The sequence below is a fragment of the Streptomyces sp. NPDC027189 genome, assembly GCF_055566975.1.
Genome location: NZ_JBVHRI010000002.1, coordinates 514,571 through 538,376 on the forward strand (window position 1 = coordinate 514,571; position 23,806 = coordinate 538,376).

Annotated in this window: 18 protein-coding genes; 1 reads left to right on the top strand and 17 read right to left on the bottom strand. The window is 71.3% G+C overall.

Annotated elements, in window-relative coordinates:
- Positions 1 to 114: 114 nt before the first annotated feature.
- The 15 genes from ACZ4RZ_RS06830 to fabG all read right to left on the bottom strand — a co-directional run bounded on the left by ACZ4RZ_RS06830 (position 115) and on the right by fabG (position 19,421).
- Positions 115 to 330, bottom strand: coding sequence for an MbtH family protein (locus ACZ4RZ_RS06830; RefSeq protein ID WP_369244673.1), 216 nt, complete (start codon positions 328 to 330; stop codon positions 115 to 117).
- 252 nt (positions 331 to 582) lie between these two features.
- A complete protein-coding gene (locus tag ACZ4RZ_RS06835; RefSeq protein WP_467742727.1) occupies positions 583 to 3,072 on the bottom strand; it encodes an FtsX-like permease family protein in 2,490 nt (829 codons plus the stop codon).
- Positions 3,072 to 3,842, bottom strand: coding sequence for an ABC transporter ATP-binding protein (locus tag ACZ4RZ_RS06840; RefSeq protein WP_467742729.1), 771 nt, complete (start codon positions 3,840 to 3,842; stop codon positions 3,072 to 3,074). Before ACZ4RZ_RS06840 ends, ACZ4RZ_RS06835 begins: the two co-directional genes overlap by 1 nt.
- A complete protein-coding gene (locus tag ACZ4RZ_RS06845; protein ID WP_467742731.1) occupies positions 3,835 to 5,175 on the bottom strand; it encodes an MFS transporter in 1,341 nt (446 codons plus the stop codon). The genes ACZ4RZ_RS06840 and ACZ4RZ_RS06845 overlap by 8 nt, the downstream gene beginning before the upstream one ends.
- Entirely contained in the window at positions 5,172 to 6,098 is a 927-nt protein-coding gene (locus ACZ4RZ_RS06850) for an ornithine carbamoyltransferase (protein WP_467742733.1), read from the bottom strand. The genes ACZ4RZ_RS06845 and ACZ4RZ_RS06850 overlap by 4 nt, the downstream gene beginning before the upstream one ends.
- 55 nt (positions 6,099 to 6,153) lie before the next feature.
- The gene (locus ACZ4RZ_RS06855; RefSeq protein WP_467742735.1) at positions 6,154 to 11,016 is read right to left on the bottom strand and encodes an amino acid adenylation domain-containing protein; all 4,863 of its coding nucleotides are present in this window, start codon (positions 11,014 to 11,016) and stop codon (positions 6,154 to 6,156) included.
- A gap of 84 nt (positions 11,017 to 11,100) precedes the next feature.
- Complete coding sequence (gene sbnB, locus ACZ4RZ_RS06860) at positions 11,101 to 12,117, bottom strand: 2,3-diaminopropionate biosynthesis protein SbnB (RefSeq protein WP_467742737.1); 1,017 nt, start codon at positions 12,115 to 12,117, stop codon at positions 11,101 to 11,103.
- A complete protein-coding gene (sbnA, locus tag ACZ4RZ_RS06865; protein ID WP_467742739.1) occupies positions 12,111 to 13,127 on the bottom strand; it encodes a 2,3-diaminopropionate biosynthesis protein SbnA in 1,017 nt (338 codons plus the stop codon). The genes sbnB and sbnA overlap by 7 nt, the downstream gene beginning before the upstream one ends.
- A 55-nt stretch (positions 13,128 to 13,182) precedes the next feature.
- Positions 13,183 to 14,607, bottom strand: a complete 1,425-nt coding sequence (locus ACZ4RZ_RS06870) for a condensation domain-containing protein (protein ID WP_467742741.1) — start codon at positions 14,605 to 14,607, stop codon at positions 13,183 to 13,185.
- Positions 14,608 to 14,609: 2 nt separating this feature from the next.
- Positions 14,610 to 14,870, bottom strand: coding sequence for an acyl carrier protein (locus ACZ4RZ_RS06875; protein WP_388881799.1), 261 nt, complete (start codon positions 14,868 to 14,870; stop codon positions 14,610 to 14,612).
- A gap of 55 nt (positions 14,871 to 14,925) precedes the next feature.
- On the bottom strand, positions 14,926 to 15,927 hold the full coding sequence (locus ACZ4RZ_RS06880; RefSeq protein WP_467742744.1) for a beta-ketoacyl-ACP synthase III: 1,002 nt from the start codon (positions 15,925 to 15,927) through the stop codon (positions 14,926 to 14,928).
- A 7-nt stretch (positions 15,928 to 15,934) separates the two neighbouring features.
- A complete protein-coding gene (locus tag ACZ4RZ_RS06885; protein ID WP_467743089.1) occupies positions 15,935 to 16,906 on the bottom strand; it encodes a TauD/TfdA family dioxygenase in 972 nt (323 codons plus the stop codon).
- Between the two features lie 36 nt (positions 16,907 to 16,942).
- Entirely contained in the window at positions 16,943 to 17,878 is a 936-nt protein-coding gene (locus tag ACZ4RZ_RS06890) for a TauD/TfdA family dioxygenase (RefSeq protein ID WP_467742746.1), read from the bottom strand.
- Complete coding sequence (locus ACZ4RZ_RS06895; protein WP_467742748.1) at positions 17,875 to 18,672, bottom strand: thioesterase II family protein; 798 nt, start codon at positions 18,670 to 18,672, stop codon at positions 17,875 to 17,877. The genes ACZ4RZ_RS06890 and ACZ4RZ_RS06895 overlap by 4 nt, the downstream gene beginning before the upstream one ends.
- Positions 18,669 to 19,421, bottom strand: coding sequence for a 3-oxoacyl-[acyl-carrier-protein] reductase (fabG, locus tag ACZ4RZ_RS06900; RefSeq protein WP_467742749.1), 753 nt, complete (start codon positions 19,419 to 19,421; stop codon positions 18,669 to 18,671). The genes ACZ4RZ_RS06895 and fabG overlap by 4 nt, the downstream gene beginning before the upstream one ends.
- A gap of 178 nt (positions 19,422 to 19,599) precedes the next feature.
- Between fabG and ACZ4RZ_RS06905 the strand changes: the two genes are divergently transcribed.
- Entirely contained in the window at positions 19,600 to 20,364 is a 765-nt protein-coding gene (locus ACZ4RZ_RS06905; RefSeq protein ID WP_467742751.1) for a VOC family protein, read from the top strand.
- Positions 20,365 to 20,464: 100 nt separating this feature from the next.
- On the opposite strand, the gene ACZ4RZ_RS06910 is transcribed toward ACZ4RZ_RS06905, so the two are convergent.
- Positions 20,465 to 23,005 (bottom strand): cellulosome protein, encoded by a 2,541-nt coding sequence (locus ACZ4RZ_RS06910; protein ID WP_467742752.1) that lies wholly within the window; start codon positions 23,003 to 23,005, stop codon positions 20,465 to 20,467.
- A 129-nt stretch (positions 23,006 to 23,134) separates the two neighbouring features.
- On the bottom strand, positions 23,135 to 23,653 hold the full coding sequence (locus tag ACZ4RZ_RS06915; RefSeq protein WP_467743090.1) for a MarR family winged helix-turn-helix transcriptional regulator: 519 nt from the start codon (positions 23,651 to 23,653) through the stop codon (positions 23,135 to 23,137).
- Positions 23,654 to 23,806 lie beyond the last annotated feature (153 nt).

A 23,806-nucleotide genomic window follows, 5' to 3' on the forward strand; every position in this document is an offset into this window, starting at 1 on the left:
TCTTTCGGTTCTCGGCCGTGGTGCTGTACGTGTGCCTGCGCCTCGAGGCTGTCGTGTCCCGGACGCCGGCCCCTCGGGCAGACGTCTCTCGGGGCTGCCTCGGGCGGACGCCTCTCAGGCGGTGGCCTGCTCCATGCGGCGGCGCAGGCTCGCCGGGCGCAGGTCCGTCCAGACCTCCTCGATGCGGTCCAGGCACTCCTGCCGGGTCCCCTCGGTGCCTTCCGCGTGCCAGCCCGCGGGCAGGTCCCGGTCCGCGGCCCAGAGGGAGTACTGCTCCTCGTCGTTGAGCACCACCCGGTACACGCGGTCGTCGGTCTGCTCGTCAGCCATGTCGGCTCTCCCTCTCGGAGGTCTGTTCGGACAGCGGACCGGGATACGAACCGGATCCGCCGTCAGCTTCCGGCGGGGGCCTATACCGGGCCTCTACGCGAACTGTCGTACGCATGCACGCGCGCACGGGGGTGGTCCGCGGGCATGGAAAAGCGCGCGACCCGGTCCCCACGGGGGGAGGGACCAGGCCGCGCGCGGTCTTCCGGGCGGGGCGTCCGCGTTATGCGCGGGCGCCCGACCAGTTGGACGCTGTCATTCGCGGGCGCCGACCAGTTGGACGATCCGGGAACGCAGCGCCGCCGAGACCGGCAGCACCGTGCCGATGACGGCGAGCACCGTGGAGACGGCGGCGATGCCGACGACCACGAGCCACGGCGCCACGATCGGTGTCGTCCCGAAGAGTTGGAGCAGTGCTGCCCACAGGGCCGCGATGTTGACGGCGGAGGCGAGCAGCGCGAGGACGATGCCGATACCGGCCACCAGCAGCGATTCGGCGACGAAGAACCGTACGACCTGCTTGGGGGTGGCCCCCGCCAGGCGGAGCACCGCCAGGTCGCGACGCCGGTCGGAGGTCGCCATGAGCAAGGTGTTGAGGATCGCGATGAAGCAGAACAGTACGACGATCACGGCTGTCGAACGCTGCCGTACCTCGATCAGGTGGCGGGCGTACGCGCTCTCCGAGGCGACCAGCTCGTCGCGGGTCAGGAAGCGCGCTCCCGTGCCCTGGACGGCCTTCGCGATGGCCGCGGTGGCGGCTGCCTTGTCCGTACCGGGATCGAGGGTGATGTAGGCGCGGCGGGCGAGGCCGTCGCGGGCGTAGGCGGCGGACGGGGCGAAGCGTTCCGGGAGGTACGCGACGTCCTCGCCGCGCATGGCCTTGTAGACCGCCGCGACCTTCAGCGTGGCCTCCTCGCCGTCGCCGAGGAGGATCTTCTGCGACGTGCCGGCGTCCCAGCCCCACAGGTCGGGGGCGGCGATGCTGTTGTCGTCGAGTTTGTCCAGGGAGCCCTGGGTGATGGTGAGGTCCATGGTCCGCTTGAGGGCGGAGGTGTCCACGACCATGCCGTCGTTCTCGTCGTAGCGGTCCTCGTCGCGGGTGTAGACGGTGGTGAGGAGGGGCGCCGCGATCTGTACGCCGTCGATCTTCTTGACCCGGTCGACGACTTCGGGGCTGATGCCCGGGGTGCCGTCGGGGGCGAGGGCGTACTCGGAGGCGACCTGGTTGCGCAGTCCGTGGTCGCGGGCCGCGCCGAGCGAGTCGGTGGCGGCGAGCAGCGACAGGGCGAGGCCGACGGTCAGCAGGATGGGTGCCGCGGTGGCGGCGGTACGCCTACGTGAGGTGAGCACGCTCTCGCGGACGAGCATCGCGGTGGGCCCGGCGGAGTTGCGGAAGGGCCACATCAGCAGGCGGGCCAGCGGACCGATGGCGAGGGGTGCGATGACGGCGGCGGCCAGCACCGGGACCAGCAGTTCGGTGACATAGGTGTTGGGCGAGAGGATCGTGGCCGGTTTGCCCACTGCGATCCACGCGGCGAGGCCGACGCCGCCGCCGATGCCGAGGGCGCCGATCAGCAGTCGGCCCGGCGTCATCCCGGAGTCGTCGACCGCGGCCTCGCGCAGCGCCTCCACGGGCCGTACCCGTCCGGCGCGGTGCGCGGCGGCGGCCGCTCCGCACAGCGCCACCAGCACACCGACGAGGAACGCGCCGGCCAGCGGGGCGGTCACCGTCCAGTGCAGCGAGGGCCGCACCCGGAACCAGGGCGGTGAGATGTCGAGGTCGATGAGCATGTCGGTGAGCAGTTGCGCCCCGTACAGCCCGAGGGCCGTACCGAGCGCGGAGGCCAGCGTGCCCACGAGCAGGGCCTCGCCGCGGACCATGCGGCGGACCTGCTTGGGTGTGGCGCCGACGGTGCGCAGCAGGGCGACCTCGCGGCGCCGCTGGATGACGGCGAAGGCGAAGGTGGAGGCCACGACGAAGACGGAGGTGGTGCCCGCGACGGATGCCATCACCGGGACGAGGGTGATGGTGTTGTCGAGGGTCTCCCGGTCCTCGGCCTCGCTGGCGTCGGCCTTGTGCCGGTCCTTGCCGGTGAGGACTGCGGCGTCCTTGCCGACGGCGCCGCGCACCTGGTCGATCGGGCCGAGCGCCACCAGGGCCTGGATGCGCGGAGAGATACGGGCGGCCTCGGCGTCGCCGAAGAACACCGCGTTCTCCCAGTCGACCGGGGCGACCGTGCCGGACACCGTGTACGTGGAGACTCCGGCGGCGGTCATCACCGTGACCTTCTCGCCGGTGTGCGCCTGGTCGGAGGGGACGACTATCTCCCGGTCCCCGGTGGGCTGTTGACCATTCGTCAGCTTGTAGCCGCCGAAGCGGGCGACCGCCCAAGGGTGGCCGACCTGGTTCTTCGGGCCGTCCTGGAGCTGGGCGTAGAAGGCCCGGTCGACGACGGTCTCCCCGGTGGCCGAGACCCGGTTCAGCAGGTCCTGCGTGACGCCCTCCGCCTCCGGCAGCGAGCGGACGCCGAGGTCGTGGTGGGCGGGGTCCCAGTCGGGGTCGGTGGGCAGCACCACGGCCGAGGCCTGGGCGAAGCGCTCGGCCGGGCGGTCGGGCAGGTCGAGCATCGTCATCAGCAGGACGCCCATGGCGGCTACCTGCGCGACGCCGAGCACGAGCGCCACGATCGTGCCGAGGAACGACACCCAGCGCGCCCGAAGGGTCTGGAAGGCGATGCCGAGCACTACGACACCGCCAGATCGGTCATGCGGGCGGCGACGGCCTCGGGGGTCGGCGTGGTCAGCTCGCCGACCAGCGCGCCGTCGGCGAGGAACACCACACGGTCCGCGTACGAGGCGACGTTCGGGTCGTGCGTGACCATCACGATGGTGGTGGGCTCGTCGAGCTCGGGATCATCGGCGCCCTGGCCGCCCGTAACCGGGCTGCCCACCAACTTCCGTAGCACTTCGAGCAGTTCGCGGCCGGTAGTGATGTCGAGCGCGCCGGTGGGCTCGTCGGCGAAGAGCACGGCGGGACGCGTGACCAGCGCGCGGGCCACCGCCACCCGCTGCTGCTGACCGCCGGACAGCTGGCTGGGCCGCTTGCCGGCCTGATCCTCCAGGCCGACCTGGGCGAGCGCCCGCAGCACCGTCTGCCGGCCGGGCTTGCGGCCGGCCAGCCGCAGCGGCAGCCCGACGTTCTGTGCGGCGGTCAGAGAGGGCAGCAGGTTGAACGCCTGGAAGACGAACCCGGTGGACTCCCTGCGAAACTCGGTCAGTTGGGTCTCGTTCAGGCCGCCTATGTCGGTGCCGTCGATGAACACCCGCCCGGACGTGGGCCGGTCGAGTCCGGCGGCACACTGCAGCAGCGTGGACTTGCCGGATCCCGAGGGTCCCATCACGGCCGTGAAGCTGCCGCGCGGAAAGGACAGGTCGACCTCGCGCAACGCGCTGACCGCGCCACTGCCCGAGCCATAGGTCTTGGTGAGCGACACCAGCCGCACTGCGTCATCCATCGATTCTCCGTAGCGTCATGGTGGTGGGGGGACCGGCCGTCAGCTCCCGCTGAGGTCCGGACGCCTCGTCCTGGGCGCTCCGGTCTTCGCGCTCCGCCCCGGGGCGGGTGAACACGACGGTCGCCACCACGGCGAGCAGGGCCATCACTCCGGATGCGATGGCCAGTGTCCCGCGCGTACCGACACCTTCGAGGAGGTAGCCAGTGCCGAGCGCGCCGAGCGAACTCGCCCCGGAGACAAGGAGCATGACGACGCTGCCGACCCTCCCCTGCATGGCGTCCGGCGTGATGCGCACCTGATGGGACATACCGGAGACCGTAACAGCGGCTCCTATATGCGACGTTATGAAGAAGAGAATCCCAAGTGTCACAGGATGCAAGAGAAACACCGTTCCGGGCATGATCAGGGCCCAGGCGACATGCGCGTACATCATCACGCGCCGCATCGGCAGCCGCCTGCTCAACCACCCGCCGCTGAAGGCTCCCAGAAGTCCGCCGATACTGCCGGCCGCCATGATCAGGCCGACCGTGCTCGCCGGTCTGCCCTGCTCCCTGACCATGACGGCGACGGTGAGGATGAGCCCCTGGAAGACGAGGTTGCTGCCCGCGATGATGAGCAACGCCGAGCGGAAGTAGGCGCGTTGCCACACCCAGCGCAGTCCGCTGGAGATCTCCTCGCGCATTCCGCGGGCGCTCTTGGCCTTGCCGGAGCGCTTGTTGTGGGGGATCCGCAACCGGGCGAGTGTCAGCAGGGACATCAAGTACAGCCCGGTGCTCGACAGGAACGGCACCCAGGCTGACAGACCGAACAGCACACCGCTCGCCGGGTGCCCGACGAAGTTCACGGCCCGCGAGCGCGCCTCGTTCTGCGCCATCGCGGTGGACACCTGCTGGGGCGGTACGACCCCGCGCACGGCGGCCCGTTCGGACAGCTGATAGAAAACGGTAAGGCTGCCCTGGACGAAGGCGACGATCGCGATGTGCCAGACGCGTACCTCGTCCCCGGCGAGCGAGAGGGCGACCGACCCGATCGCCAGTGCCCGGCCCGCCACGCACACGAGCATCACCCGCCGCCTGTCCCAGCGGTCCACCAGCACACCGGCGGGCAACTGCATGACCAGCATCGGCAGCAGCGCGCTGAAGCCGACCAGGCCCGCGGCGCTCTTCGACCCGGTGTGCCAGAGCACCAGCAGGGTGAAGGCCATGGTGGAGGAGCGTTCCGCCATGACCGACAGCGCGGAACCGCCCCACAGCAGCCGGAACCGCCCGTTGCTGCGCAGCGGCGGCAGCTTCTCCTCGCCGCCGTCCCGCGCCTCCAGTTCCGTACTGGTCATCGTCCGTCCGCCCAGCACCACTCCAGGACCGCCATCGCGCTGTGCAGCTTGTGCGTGGCCTGCGTGAAGGCGATGCTCGCCGGCCCGTCGAGGACCTCGGCGGTGACCTCCTCGCCGCGGTGGGCGGGCAGGTCGTGCAGGAAGGCGGCCTTCGGGCTGGATTCCCACAGCGCCCGGGTGACCTGGAACGGCGCGAAGACCTCGCGCCAGTCCTCGGTCGGCTTGCTGGTGCCGGTGGTCTGCCAGCGCGTGGTGTAGACGGCGTCGAGGTCGGCGGGCAGCACGCTCATGTCGTGCCGCTCGATCACCTTGGCGCCGCTGCGGACCGCCTGCTCCGCCGCCTGAGCGAGCACCTCGGGCGCGACCCCGTAGCCGGGCGGCGTGCGCAGCTCCAGCTCGGTGCCGGGGAACCGGGTGAGGGCCAGCGCGAGAGCGGCGGCGCTGTTGTTGCCCTCGCCGACATACAGCAGCCGCAGGCCGTCCACCCGCCCGAAGTGCCGTTGCAGCGTGGTCAGATCGGTGAGCGCCTGGGTCGGATGCTCCTCGGCGCTCATGGCGTTGACCACCGACATGTCCCCGGCGGCCGCCCAGGTCCGTAGCTCGGCGGTGGCTTCGGCGGTCCGCGCCACCAGCAGGTCCAGCATCCCGGCGAGCACCCGCCCGGTGTCCTCGCTGGTCTCACCGGTGTTGGTCTGCAGATCACCGGGCCCGAACGTCACGGTCTGCGCGCCCAGACGCAGCGCGCCGGCCGTGAACGCGGTACGGGTCCGGGTCGACGTACGCCGGAAGTAGACACCGACGACGGCGCCCTCCAGTGTCTTCGCCCGCGCTCCCGAGGCGAATTCGACGCCTCTCGCCACAATGCCGCGCAGCTCGTCGTCGGTCAGGTCGGTGATGGAGATGAGGTGTCGCGCGGATCCCATGGCGATGGGGGTCCCTTCTGGTGGGGCTCTCTGGGAACGGGAGGTGGGGCGAGGTTCAGCGGGCGTCGGTGAGGAGCGCGTCGATCTCGGCCCGCACCCGGTCCTCGATCTCCACGGCGAGCTGCGCCACCGTGGGGCGCTCGAAGGCGACCCGCACCGGCAGGTCGAGGTCGTACTCGGTCTGCAGTCGCGAGATCAGCCGTACGGCGAGGATGGAGTGTCCGCCGAGGTCGAAGAAGTTGTCCTCGACGCCGACCTTGTCCAGGCCCAGGACCTGACCCCAGATGGCCGCGATGCTCTCCTCGACCTCGCTGCGCGGCGCGGTGTACGTGTCCGCAGCGCCGGCCTCCGGGTCCGGCAGGGCGCGCGGGTCCAGCTTGCCGTTCGCGGTCAGCGGGATCCTGTCCAGCTCGATGTACGTGGACGGGATCATGTACTCGGGCAGCACGGACCCCAGGGCGTCGCGGAGGTCGTCGACGCCACCGACGACGTAGGCGATCAGTCGCTGGTCGTCGGTGACGGTCACGGCCGCGTCGGAGACCTCCGGGCGGGCCATCAACGCGGCCCGGATCTCGCCGAGTTCGATGCGATATCCGCGCACCTTCACCTGGTCGTCGATACGGCCCAGGAACTCCACGGCGCCGTCGGCACGCCAGCGCACCAGGTCACCGGTCCGATAGATCCGGGCGCCGGGCTCGCCGTACGGGTCCGGCAGGAACCGCTCCGCCGTCCGCACCGGATCACCGACATAACCGCGCGCGACGCCGACGCCACCGACGTACAACTCCCCCACGACACCCACCGGCACCGGACGCAGCTCGGCGTCCAGGACGCGCATGTGGACGTTGGGCAGGGGGCGGCCGATCGGCACCACACCGTCGAACGGCGTCTCGATCGGGAAGACACAGGTGCCGACGGTCGCCTCGGTCGGGCCGTACTCGTTGAATATCCGCCCGTCGCCGAGGAGTTGACGCCAGCGCTCCACGAGGGCACCGGGCAGCGCCTCACCCGCGACCACGATCCGTGTCGTGAGCACACGGATCTGGTCGTCGCTCAACTGGCTACCGATCACGTCCAAGTGACCAGGCGTCAGCTTCAGGAAGGAGAACGGACCGGCCTCCGCCAGCCCCTGTCCCAGCTCGGTCAGCTCACCGTCGAACAACCACACCCGCTGCCCGGCCACGAGCGGCGCCCACACATTCGGCACCACCAGGTCGAAGGCGACCGAGGAGAACACCGGCGCACCGCCCGAGCCACAGGAAGCCAACTCCCGCACCGCCCAGTCGACATGGTTGGCGAGACTGCGGTGTGTGACCTGCACGCCCTTCGGCCGACCCGTCGACCCCGACGTGAAGATCGTGTACGCCGGCGAATCCAGATCCACCGACGGCAGCGGCCCCGCCTCGGGATGATCCTCATCCACCCGCACGACATCGACCGCGAACCGGTCGGCATACGCCTCCGATGTCACCGCCACCGACACCCCGGCATCCGCCAGCATTCCGGCCACTCGGTCGACCGGCAGCACCGGATCCAACGGCACAAACCCAGCACCCGCCCGCCACACCGCCAACAACGCCACCACCAGATCCACCGAACGATCCAGCAACACCGCCACCGACGACCCGGCACCCACACCCCGCGAACGCAACACCCCCGCAAGGCGACCAGAACGCGCCACCAACTCACCGAACGTCAGCCGGACACCACCCGCCTCCACCGCCACCGCACCCGGCGACTCCACCGCCCGCTCCACGATCAACTCCGGCACCGACACCTCACGCACCGAAGTCGCCGTGTCGTTCCACGCCTTGAGAAGGCGACGCTCCTTGACGGAGCTGATGTCGACGGCGGAGAGGGAGGCGTCCGCGTCGGCGGCGACCGCTTCGAGGAGTTGGACGAAGTGGTGGGCCAGGCGTTCGACGGTGTCGTGGTCGAAGAGGGAGGTGGCGTATTCGAAGGCGCCGATCAGGGATCCGTCGGACTGCCGCCAGACGAAGAGGGTGAGGTCCGTCTTGGCGACGCGCCATGCGCCCTGGAAGGCGTCCATGAGGACGTCGTCGGCGGCCACCGAGGTCGCGCCCTCGTCCTGGAGGTCGAAGGCGACCTGGTAGAGCGGGGTGCGCGAGAGGTCACGGGTGGGCTGGAGCTCGTCCACCAGGCGTTCGAAGGGCAGTTCCTGGTGGGCGAAGCCGGCCATGACCGTGGCCCGTACCCGCTGGAGCAGCTCGGCGAAGGTGGGATCGCCGCTCAGATCGCAGCGCATGACGAGGGAGTTGAGGAAGAACCCGACGGTGCTCTGGGTCTCCGGGCGGGTCCGGCCGGTCACCGGGCTGCCGATGCCGAAGTCGTCCTGGCCGCTGTAGCGCCCGAGCAGCGCGCCGAAGGCCGCGAGCAGGGTCACGTACGGGGTCGCGCCGTGCCGGCGTCCGATGCCGGTGAGGGCGTCGGCGAGTGAGGCGGGCACGGAGAACCTGACGCCGGAGCCGCGCGCGTCGCGCTGCGCGGGGCGGGGGCGGTCGGTGGGGAGCCTGAGTTCCGGCAGGCCCGAGAGGGTCTGCTTCCAGTGGTCCAGTTCGCGCGACGACGAGATGTCGGCGGCGTGGGCAGCCTGCCAGGCCGCGAAGTCGGCGTACTGCACCGGGAGTTGGTCGAGTTCGGGGGTCCGGCCCTGGGTCGCCGCGGCGCACAGTTCGCGCAGCTCGCGGTCGAGGACCACGGTCGACCAGCCGTCGGTGGCGATGTGATGAGCCGTCACCAGCAGGACAGGACCGCCCTTCGGGACGCGGACCAGCATCGCCCGCCACAGCGGGCCGTCCGTGAGGTCGAAACCCCGGGCGAACTGCTCGCCGAACAGCCGCTCCAGATGCGCCTCGGAGGCGTCCTCGGCACGGAGTTCGACGGTGCCCGGCGCGACGACCACCTGGCGGGGTTCCTCGCCCTCGACGACGTACCGGGTGCGCAGCGACTCGTGCCGGGCCTCCAGCGCGTCGAGGGCGGACTGTACGACGTCGCGGGTGGTACCGGCGGGCAGCCGCAGGAAGAACGGGGCTACCCACTCGGGGCTGCCCGGGTGCATGCGGTCCAGGAACCACAGCCGGTGCTGGCCGAAGGAGAGCGGCAGCGGCTCCCCGCGGCCGATCGGCGTCACGCCGGGCAGGGCGGGACGTGCGTCCTCCAGGAGCTTGGCCTGTGCCTCGACCGTGAACGCGCCGAACAGGCCGCGCAGTTGGATGTCGTCGCCCGACGCCTTGCGCAGGGCGTCGGCCAGCCGGGTCAGGACCAGCGAGGAGCCGCCGAGCGCGAAGAAGTCGTCGCGCGCGCCGACCTGCTCGACCTGCAGGAGCTGCTCCCACACCTGCGCGACGAGCCGTTCCGCGGGGGTGCGCGGTGCGATGTACTCGGCGCTCTGTGTCTGCTCGAGAACCGGGTCGGGCAGCGCTCCGCGGTCCACCTTGCCGCTGCTGGTCAGCGGGAAGGCGTCCAGTGGCACGAAGATTGAGGGGATCATCGGCTCGGGCAGCCGGCCGCGCAGGAAGGTGCGCAGCTCGTCCCGGGGGATGCGGCGGCCCGTCGTCAGATAGGCGACGAGCCGCTTGCCGTCGCCGAGGACGCGGGCGTCGACGACGGCGCCCCGGACATCGGGGTGGGCGTTCAACGCGGCCTCCACCTCGGCCGGTTCGATGCGGACGCCGTTCACCTTGACCTGGTGGTCGGCGCGGCCGAGGAAGTCCAGAGAGCCGTCGGAACGCCACCGCACCAGGTCGCCGGTGCGGTACATACGGCTGCCCGCGGTACCGTGCGGGTCGGGCAGAAAGCGCTCGGCGGTCTGTCCGGGACGGCCCGCGTAGCCGCGCGCCGTGCCCGCGCCCGCCGCGTACAGCTCGCCCACGACGCCGATCGGCACCGGGTCGAACTCGGCGTCGAGGACGTAGACGCGCATGTGGTCCATGGGCCGTCCGATGGGGACCACCTCGGTGTGCCGCTCGGGGTCGAAGAGCTGGGCGGTGACGTCGATGGAGCACTCGGTGGGGCCGTAGGTGTTCCAGACCCGGGCGCCGCCCGGTTCGGCGAGGCGGCGGCACAGGTCCGCGTCCAGCGGTTCGCCCGCCGAGCACACCAGACGCAGCTCCGCGCAGTCCGCCCAGCGCGGCTCGGCGACCAGGAGGCGCAGTACGGACGGCACGCCCTGAAGGACGGTGACGCCCGAGTCGGCGACCGTGGCCACCAGCAGGGCGGGGTCGGCCTCGGCGCCCGTCGGTGCCATGACGACCGTGGCGCCCGCGGCGAGCGGCGTGAACAACTCCCAGGCGGCGGCGTCGAAGGTGAGCACCGTCTTCTGGAGCACTCGGTCGGCGGCCGTCAGCCCCTGGTTGCCGAGCGACCAGGCGACGCGGCCCGCGATGCCGCCGTGCGGCACGAGCACGCCCTTGGGACGCCCGGTCGAACCCGAGGTGTAGGTGAGGTAGGCGGCATGGTCCGCGGAGACCTCCACCCGCGGTGCCGTGTCCGGAAATCCGGCGAGTGTGTCGGCCTCCTGGTCGAGGGCCACGACGCCGCCGGGCAGCAGCTCCTCGAACGCGTCGGCGTCGGCCGCGGTCGTCACCACCGTCCCCGCGCCGCTGTCGGCGACCACCCAGGCCGTACGCTCCTGCGGATGCCCGGCGTCCAGCGGCACATAGGCCGCGCCCGCCTTCCAGACGCCGAGCAGCGCCGCTACCAGGTCGTGACCGCGCGGCAGGCAGACGACGACCCGGTCCTCCGCGCCGACGCCGCGGGCCGCGAGGAGGTGCGCGATCCGGTTGGCGCGCCGGTCGAGCGCTTCGTGGCTCAGCGGCCCCTGGGCGCCGTCGACCGCGACGGCGAGCGGAGTCGACACGGCCTGGTGGGCGATGAGTTCGTGCAGCGGGACTGTCATCTCTTCTCCAGGGAAGGTCATCACGTACGGCGGTGCGGCGGCCCCGCGCGGCGAGGGGCAGGAGTGCGCGGCGACGGCGGGCTGCTACGCGGCGGGCGCGGGCAGAAAGTCCGCGACCTCGCTGCCCAGGCCGCCGGCGCGGGCCCGGTCCCGCACGAAGCGGGCGAGCGCGAGGTCGAGGACGCCGAGACCGAAGGGCGAGTACACACGCGGCTTGCCGGGGTGCGGGTCGAGCTTCGCGGTGCCGCGCAGCAGCGCGCCGATGCTCGCGTCGATGAACTCCCGGCCACCGGTGGCGAGTTCGGCGAGGTGCACCGAGGTGTTCTCACGGCACACGTGGTCGGGGTCGTCGACGACGTTGTGGGCGCCGAGCACGGCCCGGGCCGTGAGGTCGCGCAGCGAGACGTGCAGCACGACCGTGCCCGGCGGGCAGGCGTCGAGCGTGGTGTGCGGGGTCGCGGCTGTGGTGGCGATGGACACCAGGTCGTGGGCGGCCAGCGCCTCGTCGAGCGTGGCACAGTGGCGGACGGTGGCCGACGGCAGCAGCCGCGCGTTGTCCTGGGTGAACCGCCTGGCGCGCTCGGGGTCCGTGTCGTAGACGGTGAGATGGTCGAGGCCGGGGTGTTCGACGGCCAGGAAGCGCAGCACCTCGCGGTTGATGACACCGCAGCCGATGAGCGTGACCCCGGAGGGCCTGCGGCCGCCGAGCAGCATGCGGGCGCCGACAGCGGCCGAGGCGGCGGTGCGCTGGGCGGAGATCAGCGAGCCCTCGATGAGCGCCTCGGGCTGCCCGTTGCGCAGGTTGTTGAGGAGGATCGCGGCGCTGGCGCGCTGCACTCCGGAGGCGATGTTGCCGGGGAAGGAGGCGATCCACTTCATCCCGGCGATGTCGTCCTCGCCGCCTTCCGCGCTGCCGCCGAGGTATCCGGGCAGACCGATGATGCGGTCCCGGGGCCGGTCGGGAAAGCGCAGGAAGACGGAGTGCGGCAGGCTGGTGCGGCCCTCGTCGTGGCGTCGGTAGGCGTCGGCGACGAGGTCGACGACCTCCTTCTCGCGCCCTTCGAGGAGCCCCGCGACCGTCTGGTGGCCGATGATCAGCATGTTCCCACCGCCATGGTGTGCTCCGGTTCCTTCCACAGGTGGCTCACCTCGCCGAACTGGCGGCGCACCCATTCGTCGTCGTAGATCGTGTCGAGATAGCGGTCACCGCGGTCCGGGAAGATCAGCACGCAGGTGCTGCCCGCCGGAATGCGGTCCGCGAACTTGCGCAGCGCGGCGGTGACGGCGCCGGACGAGCCGCCCGCGAGGATCGCCTCGCGCTGCGTCAGGGTCCGGCAGCCGACCACGCAGTCGAGGTCCGAGACCAGCACCACCTCGTCGGCGAGCGCGGGGTCGAAGAGTGCCGGGCGGACGGCGGCGCCGTGCCCGGGCAGCAGCCGCGGCCCCGGCGGACCGCCGAACAGCACGCTGCCGAGCGCGTCCACGCCGACCAGCGTCGTGGACAGGCCGCGCTCGCGGATGTACTCGGCGCAGCCGGTCATGGTTCCGCCGGTGCCGGTGGCGCAGAACAGGTAGTCCACCCGGTCGTCCAGCGCCTCGGCGATCTCCCGCATGGTCCGGGTGTGGGCCCGCGGATTGAGCGGATTCGCATACTGGTTGGGCCAGTACGCGCCGGGCAGGGCGGCCACCAGTTCCCGCACCCGGGCGAGCCGGGCCGGCAGATAGGCGCCGGTGTCCGGGTCGGGTTCGGTGACCATGTCGACGGTGACCTCGTAGGCCCGCAGGATCGCCAGGTTCTGCCGGGTGGTCTTGGGATCGACCACGCAGATGAAGTCGATCCCGTAGTAGCGGCAGATCTGCGCGATCCCGATGGCCAGGTTGCCTGAGCTGGACTCCACGACCGTGGACCGGCCGGGGATCAGCTCGCCGCCCCGGATCCGGCCCAGGAGCATGGACAGCGCGGACCGGTCCTTGACGCTGCCGCCCGGGTTGAACCCTTCGAGCTTGGCGAGGACCCGTGAGGGGAAGCGTGGCAGCAGGCCGCCCAGCTCCACCAGGTGTGTGTCGCCGATGGCGTCGAGGATGCCGTCGAGCACCGGTCGTGGCGTCATGGCCGCGGACTCCTGCCGGGTTCGTGGTCGGTCACGGGATGCCCTGTGTGGTTGGTCACGGAGTGCCGCCGGGTCCGCCGCTGCCGAGGGCGAGGAGCGCTCGGCGTTCCGCGTCGTCGGTCAGCGGGATCCGGGAGACGCGCTGGTCGGGATCGTCCGCGGCCGCCTCGACGAAGCGAACGAAGAGGTCGAACAGCCGCTCCGCGGTGGCCCGTTCGAACAGGTCCGTGTCGTAGCGCAGGGCCACCGTCAGTCCGTACACGTCACGGGTGATCTCCAGCGAGAGGTCGCACTGGCCTTCCAGGTGGGGGATCTCCAGGTACGTCGTCTCGATGCCCGCCACGATCATCGGCTCGCCCGAGGCGGCCCCGCCCATGCCGGGCCCGAACCGGTCGGTGGCGACCATCGTCACCGAGATCCGGTAGAGCGGGCCCGTCGTGGCCGCGTCGCGGGCGACCAGCGGGTACGGGTAGGAGACGCGAGCGGTCGCCTGCCGGACCCGGTCGGCCGCCCGGTCCATCGCGTCCGCGAGCGTGGTCTCCCGGTCGAACCGGCCGCGGATGAGTACCGGGTTCACGAAGTAGCCCACGACCTCAGCGGCGGACGAGCGGCGCGTGGACGCCGGGCAGGCGAGCAGGAAGTCGCTCTGGCCGCCCCAGCGGTGCAGCAGCGCCTGGAAAGCACCGAGTGTGAGGGCGAACGGGGAGACTCCGCGCCGTGCGGCGGTGCGCAGCACCTTGTCGGAGAGCCGGTCGGGCAGCCGCCGCAGCAGGCTCGCGCCGGCCTGTGAGGAGACGGCGGGGCGGGGCCGGTCGGTGGGCAGTTCGGCGGCCTGCGAACCGGCGGCCTCCTCCTGCCAGAACTCCGCCTGCCGCTTGCCGCGCGAGGAGTCGAGGAGCACCTGCTCCCGCTCCACGAAGTCGTCGTAGGAGACGGGGAGCGGTTCCCAGCCGGGCTGCTCCTCGCCGGTCGCGAAGGCTTCGTACGCCTGGAGCAGGTCGCGCCACAGCAGCCACTGCGAGAAGGCGTCGGTGGCGATGTGATGGGTGACGACGAGTGCCACGGCGTCGTCGCGGCGGCGCAGCAGTACGGCCCGGAAGGGGCCCTCGGTGTCCAGCCGGAAGGGCCGCCGCACCTCGGCCTTCACGAGCTCGTCGAGCTCCTCGTCCGTGGCGTCCGGTACGTCACGGACCGTCAACTCGCCAAGTGTGCCGACTTCTTGGACGATGCGGCAGGGCTGACCGTCGTTCTCCGTGTAACGGGAGCGGAGCATCGGGTGACGGTCCGTCAGGGCACGTACGGCGCGGCCGAGGATCTCCGGGTCCGGCGCGGGCGTCATGCGGGCCCCGCCGGCGAGGTTGTATGTCGCGCTGTCGGGGGCCAGGCGCTGCAGCAGCCACAGCCCTTCCTGTCCCACCGACAGCGGGAGCGGTGTGTCGAGGACGGCTTCCGCCGTCCGCCCCCCGTGGTGAAGCTCCACCGTCAGACCTCTGCTTTCGCCGTGGCGAGGAAGGCGACGACGTCCCGCACGCGCAGCAGCTCGGCGACCGTCTCGTCGGGCACCGAGAGGCTGTAGGTCTTCTCGACGGCGGCCAGCAGGTCGACCCGCGTGAGCGAGTCCATGCCGAGCTCCTCGAAGCTGGAGTCGGCGTCGATGTCGCCCTCCAGGTCGGGGGCGGTGCGCTGGACGAGTGCGATGACCTCGGCGGTCAGGGCGTCGGTGGTCAACTCGTGCGTGGTCATGTGAGGTTCCGTCTCTCGCGTGAAGGGCGTGTGGATGGGAGTGGGGCGGGCCCGGTCAGGGCATGCGGACGACTTGGCCCGCGTAGGTGAGCCCGGCGCCGAAGCCGAGCAGCAGCACGTGGTCGCCCGGGGTGGAGCGGCCGCTGTCGTAGAGCCGGCTGAGCGCGAGCGGCACGGAGGCGGCGGAGGTGTTGCCGGTGTCGACGACGTCGTTGACGACGCGCTCGGGCGGCAGCTCCAGCTCCCGGGTGAGGGTCTTGATGATGCGGTTGTTGGCCTGGTGCGGCACGAACCAGTCGATGTCCGCCATGGTGATCCCGGCGGCGGCGCAGGCGCGGTGGGCGACGTCCGGCATGGTCGCGGTCGACCACTTGTAGACGAGCGGACCGTTCATGGCGACGTACTCACGCCCGTCGGGCCGCTCGGTCAGACCGAGGACGCTGTGCCGAGCGCCGTCGCTGCCCCATACGGCGGGGCCGATGCCGGTGTGCTCGGAGCGTGAGACCACGGCGGCGCCGGCCCCGTCGCCGAAGATCACGAAGGTGTCGGGGTCGTTGGGGTCGATCCAGTCACTGGTGCGTTCCGCGCCGACCACGAGGACGTGGCGCGCCTCGCCGAGCCGTACGGCATTGGACGCCATCGCCATCGAGTAGGTGAAGCCGGCGCACACGGCGTTCAGGTCGTACGCACCCGAGTTGGGAAGTCCGATGCGGCTGGCCACCTCCGGGGCGATGCCCGGCATACGGCGCTTGCGGGTGGCGGTGGCGACAATGGTCAGGTCGACTTCCGTGGGGTCGATGTCGGCCATCACCAGGGCCTTCTCGCCCGCCGCGACCGACATGGTGACCAGGTCCTCGGCCTCGCTCGCGTGGTGCCGGGTCTTGATCCCGGTCCGCTGCTCGATCCACTCCGGGGAGACCGTCGTGCGCGGTGACAACTCCTCGTTGGACAGCAGCCGGGTGGGCCGGTAGGCGGCGATGCCGGTGATGCGGGACCCGTGGGTCGGCGGGGTCAGATAGGTCTCCAACGGGGCCTTCTCAGCCTCGGGCTGTGACATGACGTCCTCAACTCCCCCCGTCCGACGGGGCGTCGGACGGCTCGGCCATGGCCACGGCGATCCGCCGCGGCCCGGTGAACGGCTCGCGCGCGTGCGCGGTGAGCATGTTGTCGACGATCAGCACGTCGTCGCGCTGCCAGTCGAAGCGGACGGAGTTGGCCCGGTAGACGGCGCGCAGATGGTCCGTCACCTCGTCCGGGACGGCTCCGCCGTCGCCGTAGTACGTGTTGGTGGGCAGGTCCTCGTCGGGGAAGATCGCCCGCAGTCCCGCACCCACCTCCTCGGCCACGGTGGTGACATGGAAGAAGGTGGCGTGGTTGAACCAGACGCGCTCGCCGGTCACGGGGTGGCGGTGCACGGCCGCGCGCTTCGCGGTGGTGCGAAGTCCGCCGTCGGGCCGCCACTCGGCGACGATGTCCCGCTCCTTGCAGTACGCGATCACGGTGTCCTGGTCCGTGGTGTTGAACGCCTCCTGCCAGGGCACGCCGAACCCGGTGTGGAAGTTGCGCACGACCTGCCAGCCGCGCCGCTCGAACTCCTCACGCACGTCCGGGTCGAGGGCGGCCAGCACGCGACGCGTGTCGGCGAGTGGGGTGGCGCCCTGCGTGGTGGGCGGCTCCGCGCAGTAGAAGTACAGGGTGCCGGGCCACACGGCCTGGTAGGAGTTCTCGTTGTGCAGGAAGATCTCCTCGCCCTGCGGATAGTCGGTCGAGGTGTAGACCTGCCCCTTGATGGTGCTGCGGGGCGAGGAGCGTTCCGCGTACGCCAGCGGCGGTGTGCCGGAGAAGGCGCGCACGACGGCGTCGAAGCCGTCGACTCCGCCGATGGCGTAGCCGCGCAGCAGGACGGCGCCCCGCTGGACGAGCAACTGACGCAGCGCGTCCCGGTGTTCGGCGATGCCGTCGAGGACGGACGCGCTCGGGGCGGCGGCGCGGTGCAGCGCGGGTGCGGTGCCGGTGCCTGCCCAGCCGGGCAGCATCTCTTCTTCTGTGGTCGTCATCGTGGAACCCCCGGCTCAGTCGGACATCGCGACGAGGACCCTGCGGTCACCGGTGAACGGCCGTCGCCCGTGGGCCAGCAGCACGTTGTCGATGAGCAGCAGATCGCCGCGGCGCCAGTCGACGTCGACGGCGACGGCCAGGCCCCGGTCCCGGATCTGGGTGACGTACTCGGCGGGGATGGGGCTTCCGTCGGCGAACTTCACCATCTGCGGCAGCTCGTCCTCGGGGAGGATCGCGGCGAGTTCGGCGGCGGTGTCGTCGCCGAGCCCGGCGGGGTGCCACTGGTCGGCCTGGTTGAACCAGACCTCGACGCCGGCGACCGGGTGCCGGGTGGTGGACGGGCGCACCGACTCGACGCGCAGGCTGCCGTCGCGGCGCCAGGTCCACTCGGCGCCGGTGCCGGTCAGGAACTCCTCGACGGCGGCGCGTTCCTTGGTCTCGAAGGTGTCCTGCCAGCTCTTGCCGAGGCCGTACCCGTCGTGCAGGTTCTGCACATAGCGCACCCCGCCCGCGAAGGCCTCACGTACCTCGTCGTCGAGCGCGGCCAGCCAGCGGGCGGCGTCGGTGACCGGTGTCGCGCCGCCACCGCCGGGCGTCACCTCGCAGTAGAAGGCGAGCCGGGTCGGCCAGGCGTGCGCGTAGCTCATCTCGTTGTGCATCGAGATGGTGTACTCCTGCGGGTACTCCGTCGACGTGTACACGTTGCCGCCGACCTTGGTGCGCGGCGAGTTGCCGTGGACGTACGCCAGTCGGTGCGGCAGCAGCCGGTCGAGCGCCTTGTCGAGCGTCTCGGGCGTGACGCCGAACCCGCGGAAGACCACGCCCTTCTCGCGGACGAGGAGGTCGTCCAGGCCGGGGTCCAGGGTGTCGATCCGGGCGAGCAGTTCGTCGGCGCCGCCACCGTCCGCGGCCTCGATCTCCAGCGGCGCCCAGGTCTCGGTGTTGGTCATGAAGCTGTCCTCGCGGTCGTGACGGTCGGGTGGGCGAATGCGGCGGCCCCGCTACGGGACGGGTCGAGCCGCGCGGCGATGTCCGCGGTCAGCTCGGCCTCCCGCGGGGCCAGGTAGAAGTGGTCGCCGGGGAACGACCGCAGATCGAAGCCGCCGGTGGTCAACTCGGCCCAGGCCGTGACGCGTTCGACGTGGCAGCCGGGGTCGGCGACACCGACGTAGGCGGTGATCGGGGCCCGCAGCCGTGGCGGGTCCTCGGGGGCGTAGGTCTCGATGAGGCGGTAGTCGCTGCGCAGCACGGGCAGCAGCAGTTCGCGCAGTTCGGGTACGCCGTAGGGGTCGCCGCCGAGGGTGCCGAGCCGTCGGACCGAGGCGAGCAGGACGTCGTCGGCGGCCCGGTGCAGGGCGGTGCGGGGCGCACGGTGCGGGGCGTTGCGCGCGGACAGGAAGGCGTGCACGGGCCCGGGGCCGGTCTCGTCGAGGCGGGCGGCGACCTCGTAGGCCACGGCGGCGCCCATGCTGTGCCCGAACAGCGCGAGCGGAACGTCCCGGTATCCGGCCAGTGCTCGGGCGATCGCGTCGGCGAGCTCGTCCATGGACTCGACGCACGGCTCGGCCATCCGCTCCTGGCGTCCGGGGTAGCGCACGGCGAGCAGTTCCACATCGCCCGGCAGCCGGATCGACCAGCCGTGGAAGAGCTGGGCGTTGCCGCCGGCGTGCGGGAAGCACACCAGGCGCATCCGGGGGGTCCGCGCCGCGGGATAGCGCCGGAACCACAGGTCGTCGGAGGTCACAGGGCCATGCCTCCGTCGACGCGCAGCACCTGACCGGTGATGTACGCGGCCTGCGAGGACACCAGGAACGAGACGAGGGCGGCGACCTCGTCGGCCTGCCCGAACCGCCCCAGTGGAATACGGGTGAGCGCGCCCTTCACGACGTCCTCGGGCAGTCCCGCGACCATCTCGGTCTCGATGAACCCGGGAGCGATGGCGTTGGCCCGTATCCCGTAGCGTCCGGCCTCCTTGGCCAGCGACTGGGTGAGGCCGATGATGCCCGCCTTGGACGCCGCGTAATTGGCCTGGCCCGCGTTGCCCGCGACCCCGGCGACCGACGAGAGGGTGACGACGGCTCCCGCGCGCTCGCGGATCATCGGCCGGATGACGGAGCGCAGCAGGTGGTAGGTGCCGCTCAGGTTGGTCCCTACGACGGAGTGCCAGTCCTCGTCCCCCATGAGGGCGAGTGGCCGGTCCCGGGTGATGCCCGCGGACGTCACCACGGCGTCAGGGGTGCCGAGCTCCGCCTCCACCGCGGTGACGAACTCCTGCACCTCTGCGCGGACGGCGACGTCCACGCGGCTGACCAGCGCACGGCGCCCCGCGTCCTCGATCTCCTTCTGCACGAGCTGCGCCGCCGCCTCGTCCGACCGGTAGCAGATCGCGACATCGAAACCGTCCTGCGCCAGTCGTGCGGCGACGGAACGTCCGATCCCCCGCGAACCACCGGTCACCACCGCCACCCGTGCCGCGCTGCCGTCCCGTCCCATGTCCGAGCCCCCTCATTCGTTCGAGTGAGTCGAGCGTGGGTTCGGTCGCTATATGGGGCCTATACGGTGTCCAGCACGGCCTTCGGCGGGCGGGCGCCGATGCCGGGGCGGCGCCCGGATGGCCGGTGCGGCGGCCTGGGCTTAGCGTTCTGAGGGGGCTCGCTGCGGAAGGAACGCCATGAAGCTCGACAGGCCGGTGACCGGCGGACCGTGCTGGACCGAGCTCGGGACCAGCGATCTGGAGGCGGCCAAGCGCTTCTACGCCCACCTGTTCGGCTGGCGCCCGGAGACGGATCCGCGCCAGGAGGCGGGCGGCTACACGGTCGCGCACCTCGGTGACGCCGCGGTCGCGGCGATCACACCGCTGTACCAGGACTCACAGCCGGTCGCCTGGAACGTGTCGTTCGCCGTGGCCGACGCGGACGCCGCCGCGGAAGCCGTGACCGCCGCGGGCGGCACGGTGGTCCTCGGCCCGATGGACGTGTTCGACGTGGGCCGCTTCGCGGTGGCCTTCGACCCGGGCGGCGCCGCCTTCCAGTTGTGGCAGGCGCGGGCCTTCCCCGGCGCGGGTCTGTTCAACGCGCCCGGCGCGCTCGGCTGGGTGGAGCTGATGACCCGCGCCCCGGACCGGGTCAAGGAGTTCTACACGACGGTGTTCGGCTGGACCGTGACCGCTTCGGAGTACTACCCGCAGTGGGGCATCGACGGTGCCGACTTCGGCGGCATGGTGACCATGAACGACAAGTTTCCGCACGAGGTGCCGTCGCACTGGCTGCCGTATTTCGCCGTCGAGGACGTGGACGCCACGGCGGACGCCGCCGTCCAGGCCGGCGGAACCATGCTCATGGAGCCCACGACCGTACCGGACGGCCCGCGCATCGCCGTCCTGCGGGACCCGCAGGGGGCGGCCTTCGGCGTGCATGTGGCGGGCGAGGAGGGCTAGGGCCTGCCTTTCGGATCACGCCTGGGCCGCGGGACTTGGCACGCACACCGGCAGCTGTGAGGGACCGTGGCCGAAGTCGGCGTGACCCGGAAGCCGGGCCTCAGGAAGGGTTTCGGGCCAGTGGTGTCACCGCCACCCGGTCGATGACGGGGGCGTGTGCGGAGCTCTGCCGGTGATGGTCCGGACTCTGGCTCCGGTTCGTGAAGGTGACGGTGTTGGCCCCCTGCTTCAGGGTCACCGGGACAGCGAGGTCGCGGAAGTCGTTGAAGTGGAAGGTGGTGGGGAAGAGGACGCGGCGCGCCGGCTCTCCGTTGACCGAGATGTCCGCGTGGCGGCAGACCGGGTCAGGGTTGTAGTGGGTCGCGGGGGCCTGCTCGCCGTTGGAATAGCGGATGGTGAGGGCGTGCCGCCCGGTGTGCGCGGCCATGACGGTGAGGATGAGTGCGTTGCTCGCTCCCCCGCCGATGCCGTCGACCGCCTTCCCGCCGGTGGCGAACGTGTGGGCGCCGGTCACCTTCGCCTTCCCCGTCACGGTGCCGTCCTCGGCGGCGTACACGATCGTCTGCAGGCGCCCCTCTCCCGGTGCCACCAGCAGTCGGTCCAGGACGAGCCGACGTGAAGTGGCCGTGACCGTCAGCTTGTTGATGCCGCCGGCCAGGAACAGCGGAAGCCGGCCCAGCCGCCCCGCCTTCTCCCCGTTGACGGTCAACATGCCCTCGCCACCGCCCAGTTGCTCCACCGTCACGGTCGCCTCGCCGTCGGTCGCCGCGTGCACCCAGAACGTGGCGGTGCCTCCGTGGGGCAGCACGGCGGCGCCTGGCCCCGAGGCCCCGCGGTGCGCATGGCTCACGTGCGCGCCGCCGCCGAGCACCGCGTACTCGGCCTCGTACAGCGCGGGAGCCGTCACCCGCTCGTCCCGCAGTGCCAAGTCGAGCCTGTCGATGATCGCGTCGCCCTTGGTGACACCGAGGTCGGGATCCCGCGCGGCAAGCGTGATCGTGTGTTTGCCCGTGGTCAGCCGCACCTGGGTGTCGGTGTGACCCCACACCGCCCGCTTGTAGCCGAGCGGAAGCCGCAGTTCCTGCGCGTCCGCCCCGTCGACGCGCAGGAAGACGTTGGTGGGGCCCTGTTCGCCGACCAGGTCGTCGAGGTTGTAAGAGTTGGCGAAGACGCTCAGGTCGTACGTCCCGTCCTGGGGGACCTCGACGGCGAAGGCGAGGACTCCGTCCGAACCGGTGCGCAGACCGCCGATGTGGAAGGTGCCGGAGGAGGCGAATTTCTCGACGTCCGAGGGCGAACCCCCGGATCCGTTCCTCGAATAACCGCCGCCCGTGTACGTGGCGTTCTCGGCCGCGTACGTCGCCCGCCAGCCCACTGACGGCGGTACGAGCTCCGCCCCCTGGCCACCGGGCGAGAGGATGACCTCGTAGGCGGACATCTCATGGAGGTCCGACAGCGACAGGATCGCCGTCCCGTCCACCACGGGAAGTTCGCGGTCCTGGAGCCGCAACGGCTGTGCGGACGCGCCGACTTGTCCGGTCCAGGGAATCTCGTGGAGCCGCACATGCACCGCGTCGCCGAAGACCTCGGCGGGGACCTGAGCGAAGACGATGTCCGCGGCGCCGCTCTCGCCGCCGAACAGCAGCCGGGCCTGCCGCTTGTCGCGGTCGAGCGTGGCGACGCCCTGGAGGGTGTACTGGACGTTGGGCCGGGGCGCGGTCACCCGGACCGTGTGACCGGTCATCCGGCCGTAGGCGTTGAACAGCCACCACTGACCGTTGCCCTTGTTCGCCTCGACCGCGGAGTCGTTGAGGTTGCCGTCGATGTTCCAGTACGCCATGTCGGCGTCGATCTTCGACTCCTCGATGGCGGAGATCCACTGGATGATCTGGCCCGGCACGGACAAGTGGTAGTTGTGCGCGTACTCGTTGATGTTCACGGGAAGCGGGCCGATCCCCAACTCCCGCTCCATCCACCGGTACTTGGCGACGTTGGTGCGGATTGCGGCGGGGGTGGACAGCTCGTGCCAGGTGATCACGTCGGGGAGCACGTCGTGGGCCTTGGTGAACTCCAGGAAGCCCTTGACCTCTTCGTACAGCATGCTGGTGTTGGGTCCCGCGACGCGCGCGTCCGGGTCGAGGCGCCTGATGAGCCGGAAGGCGTCCTTCCAGGCGGCGAAGTAGTACCGCGGGTCTGTGCGCCAGGAGATCCGGTTGTAGCTCCACTCCTCCGTGCCGAACATGTTGCCTTCGGGCTCGTTGAACGGCACATACACGATGTGGGACTTGTAGGTACCCATCGCCGGCACCTGGCGGACCTGCTTCTCGATCAGCGCCATGAAGCCGGCGAGCCGCTCCTCGCCGGTGGCACCGGGCCACTGGTAGGGGAAGCCGCGGTAGATGTCGGCCAAGTAGACGTAGACGTCCCGGCCGCCGGAGTCGACGAAGGGAGGCAGGATGTCCAGCGCGTCGGCGCCGGGGTGCTGAATACCGCCCTGGGCCTTGGTGGAGACCGTGCGGACGTACATGCCCTCGACGACATTGCGGCTGGGTACGCCGTCGCCGTACAGGCCGTAGAGAGTGCCGCTCGCGCCGCCGTGGAAGGGTCCGGTGTCGGTCCCCAGGTCGATGGTGAGCGTCACTCCGTCTCCCTCCCCGAGGCCTCGATGTCCCTTAAGACCCCCACACGTTCGACATGTCGTACGCCAGCCGGAGTGCCGAACCAGCCTGCCCGACCGTAGGAGTGTCGCTCACCTCATGTCAACGGTGCGTCACCGCGGCAGTCCCAGTCGGCCTTCCAGCTGACCGAGCAACTCACCCAGCAGCTCGGCCAGTTCACGTTGGCGGCCACGGTCGATCCCGGACAGGACCGTAGTCTCGTAGGCGAGTTGCTCGGGGAGGATGCCGTCGACGAGTTCGCGCCCCTCGTCGGTGAGCCGGACATGCGCGACCCGGCGGTCACGGGTGTCACCGCGCCGCTCGACCAGGCCGCGCTCGGTCAGCTGCTTGAGCCGCTTGGTGACGGCGGCACCGGAGGAGAAGGTCTCACGGGCGATCTCACTGGGCGTCAGCTCGTGTCCGGTGCGCCGCAGGGTGCCGAGGACGTCGAACTCGGGCCGGGTGAGCCCGGCCCGGCGCAGCGGGGCGTCCTCGGCCTGCTGCAGGAGCGCCGCGCAGCGGTTGACGCGGCCGATGACCTCCATGGGCCCGGTGTCGAGGTCGGGACGCACCGTCTGCCACTGCCGCACGACGGCGGCCACGGTGTCTCCGGGCGAGGTGTCTCCGGGCACGGTCCGTCCGGCGGGGGCGCTCCCGTTCTCGGGCCGGCCGGCCGAGGTGCCGTCCGCTTCCGGCCGCCCGGCGGGTGCGCTCTCCGCCGCGGCCCGTCCGGGCGGGGTGGCGTCCGTCTCCGCCCGCCCGGCAGGCGCACCCTCCGTCTCGCC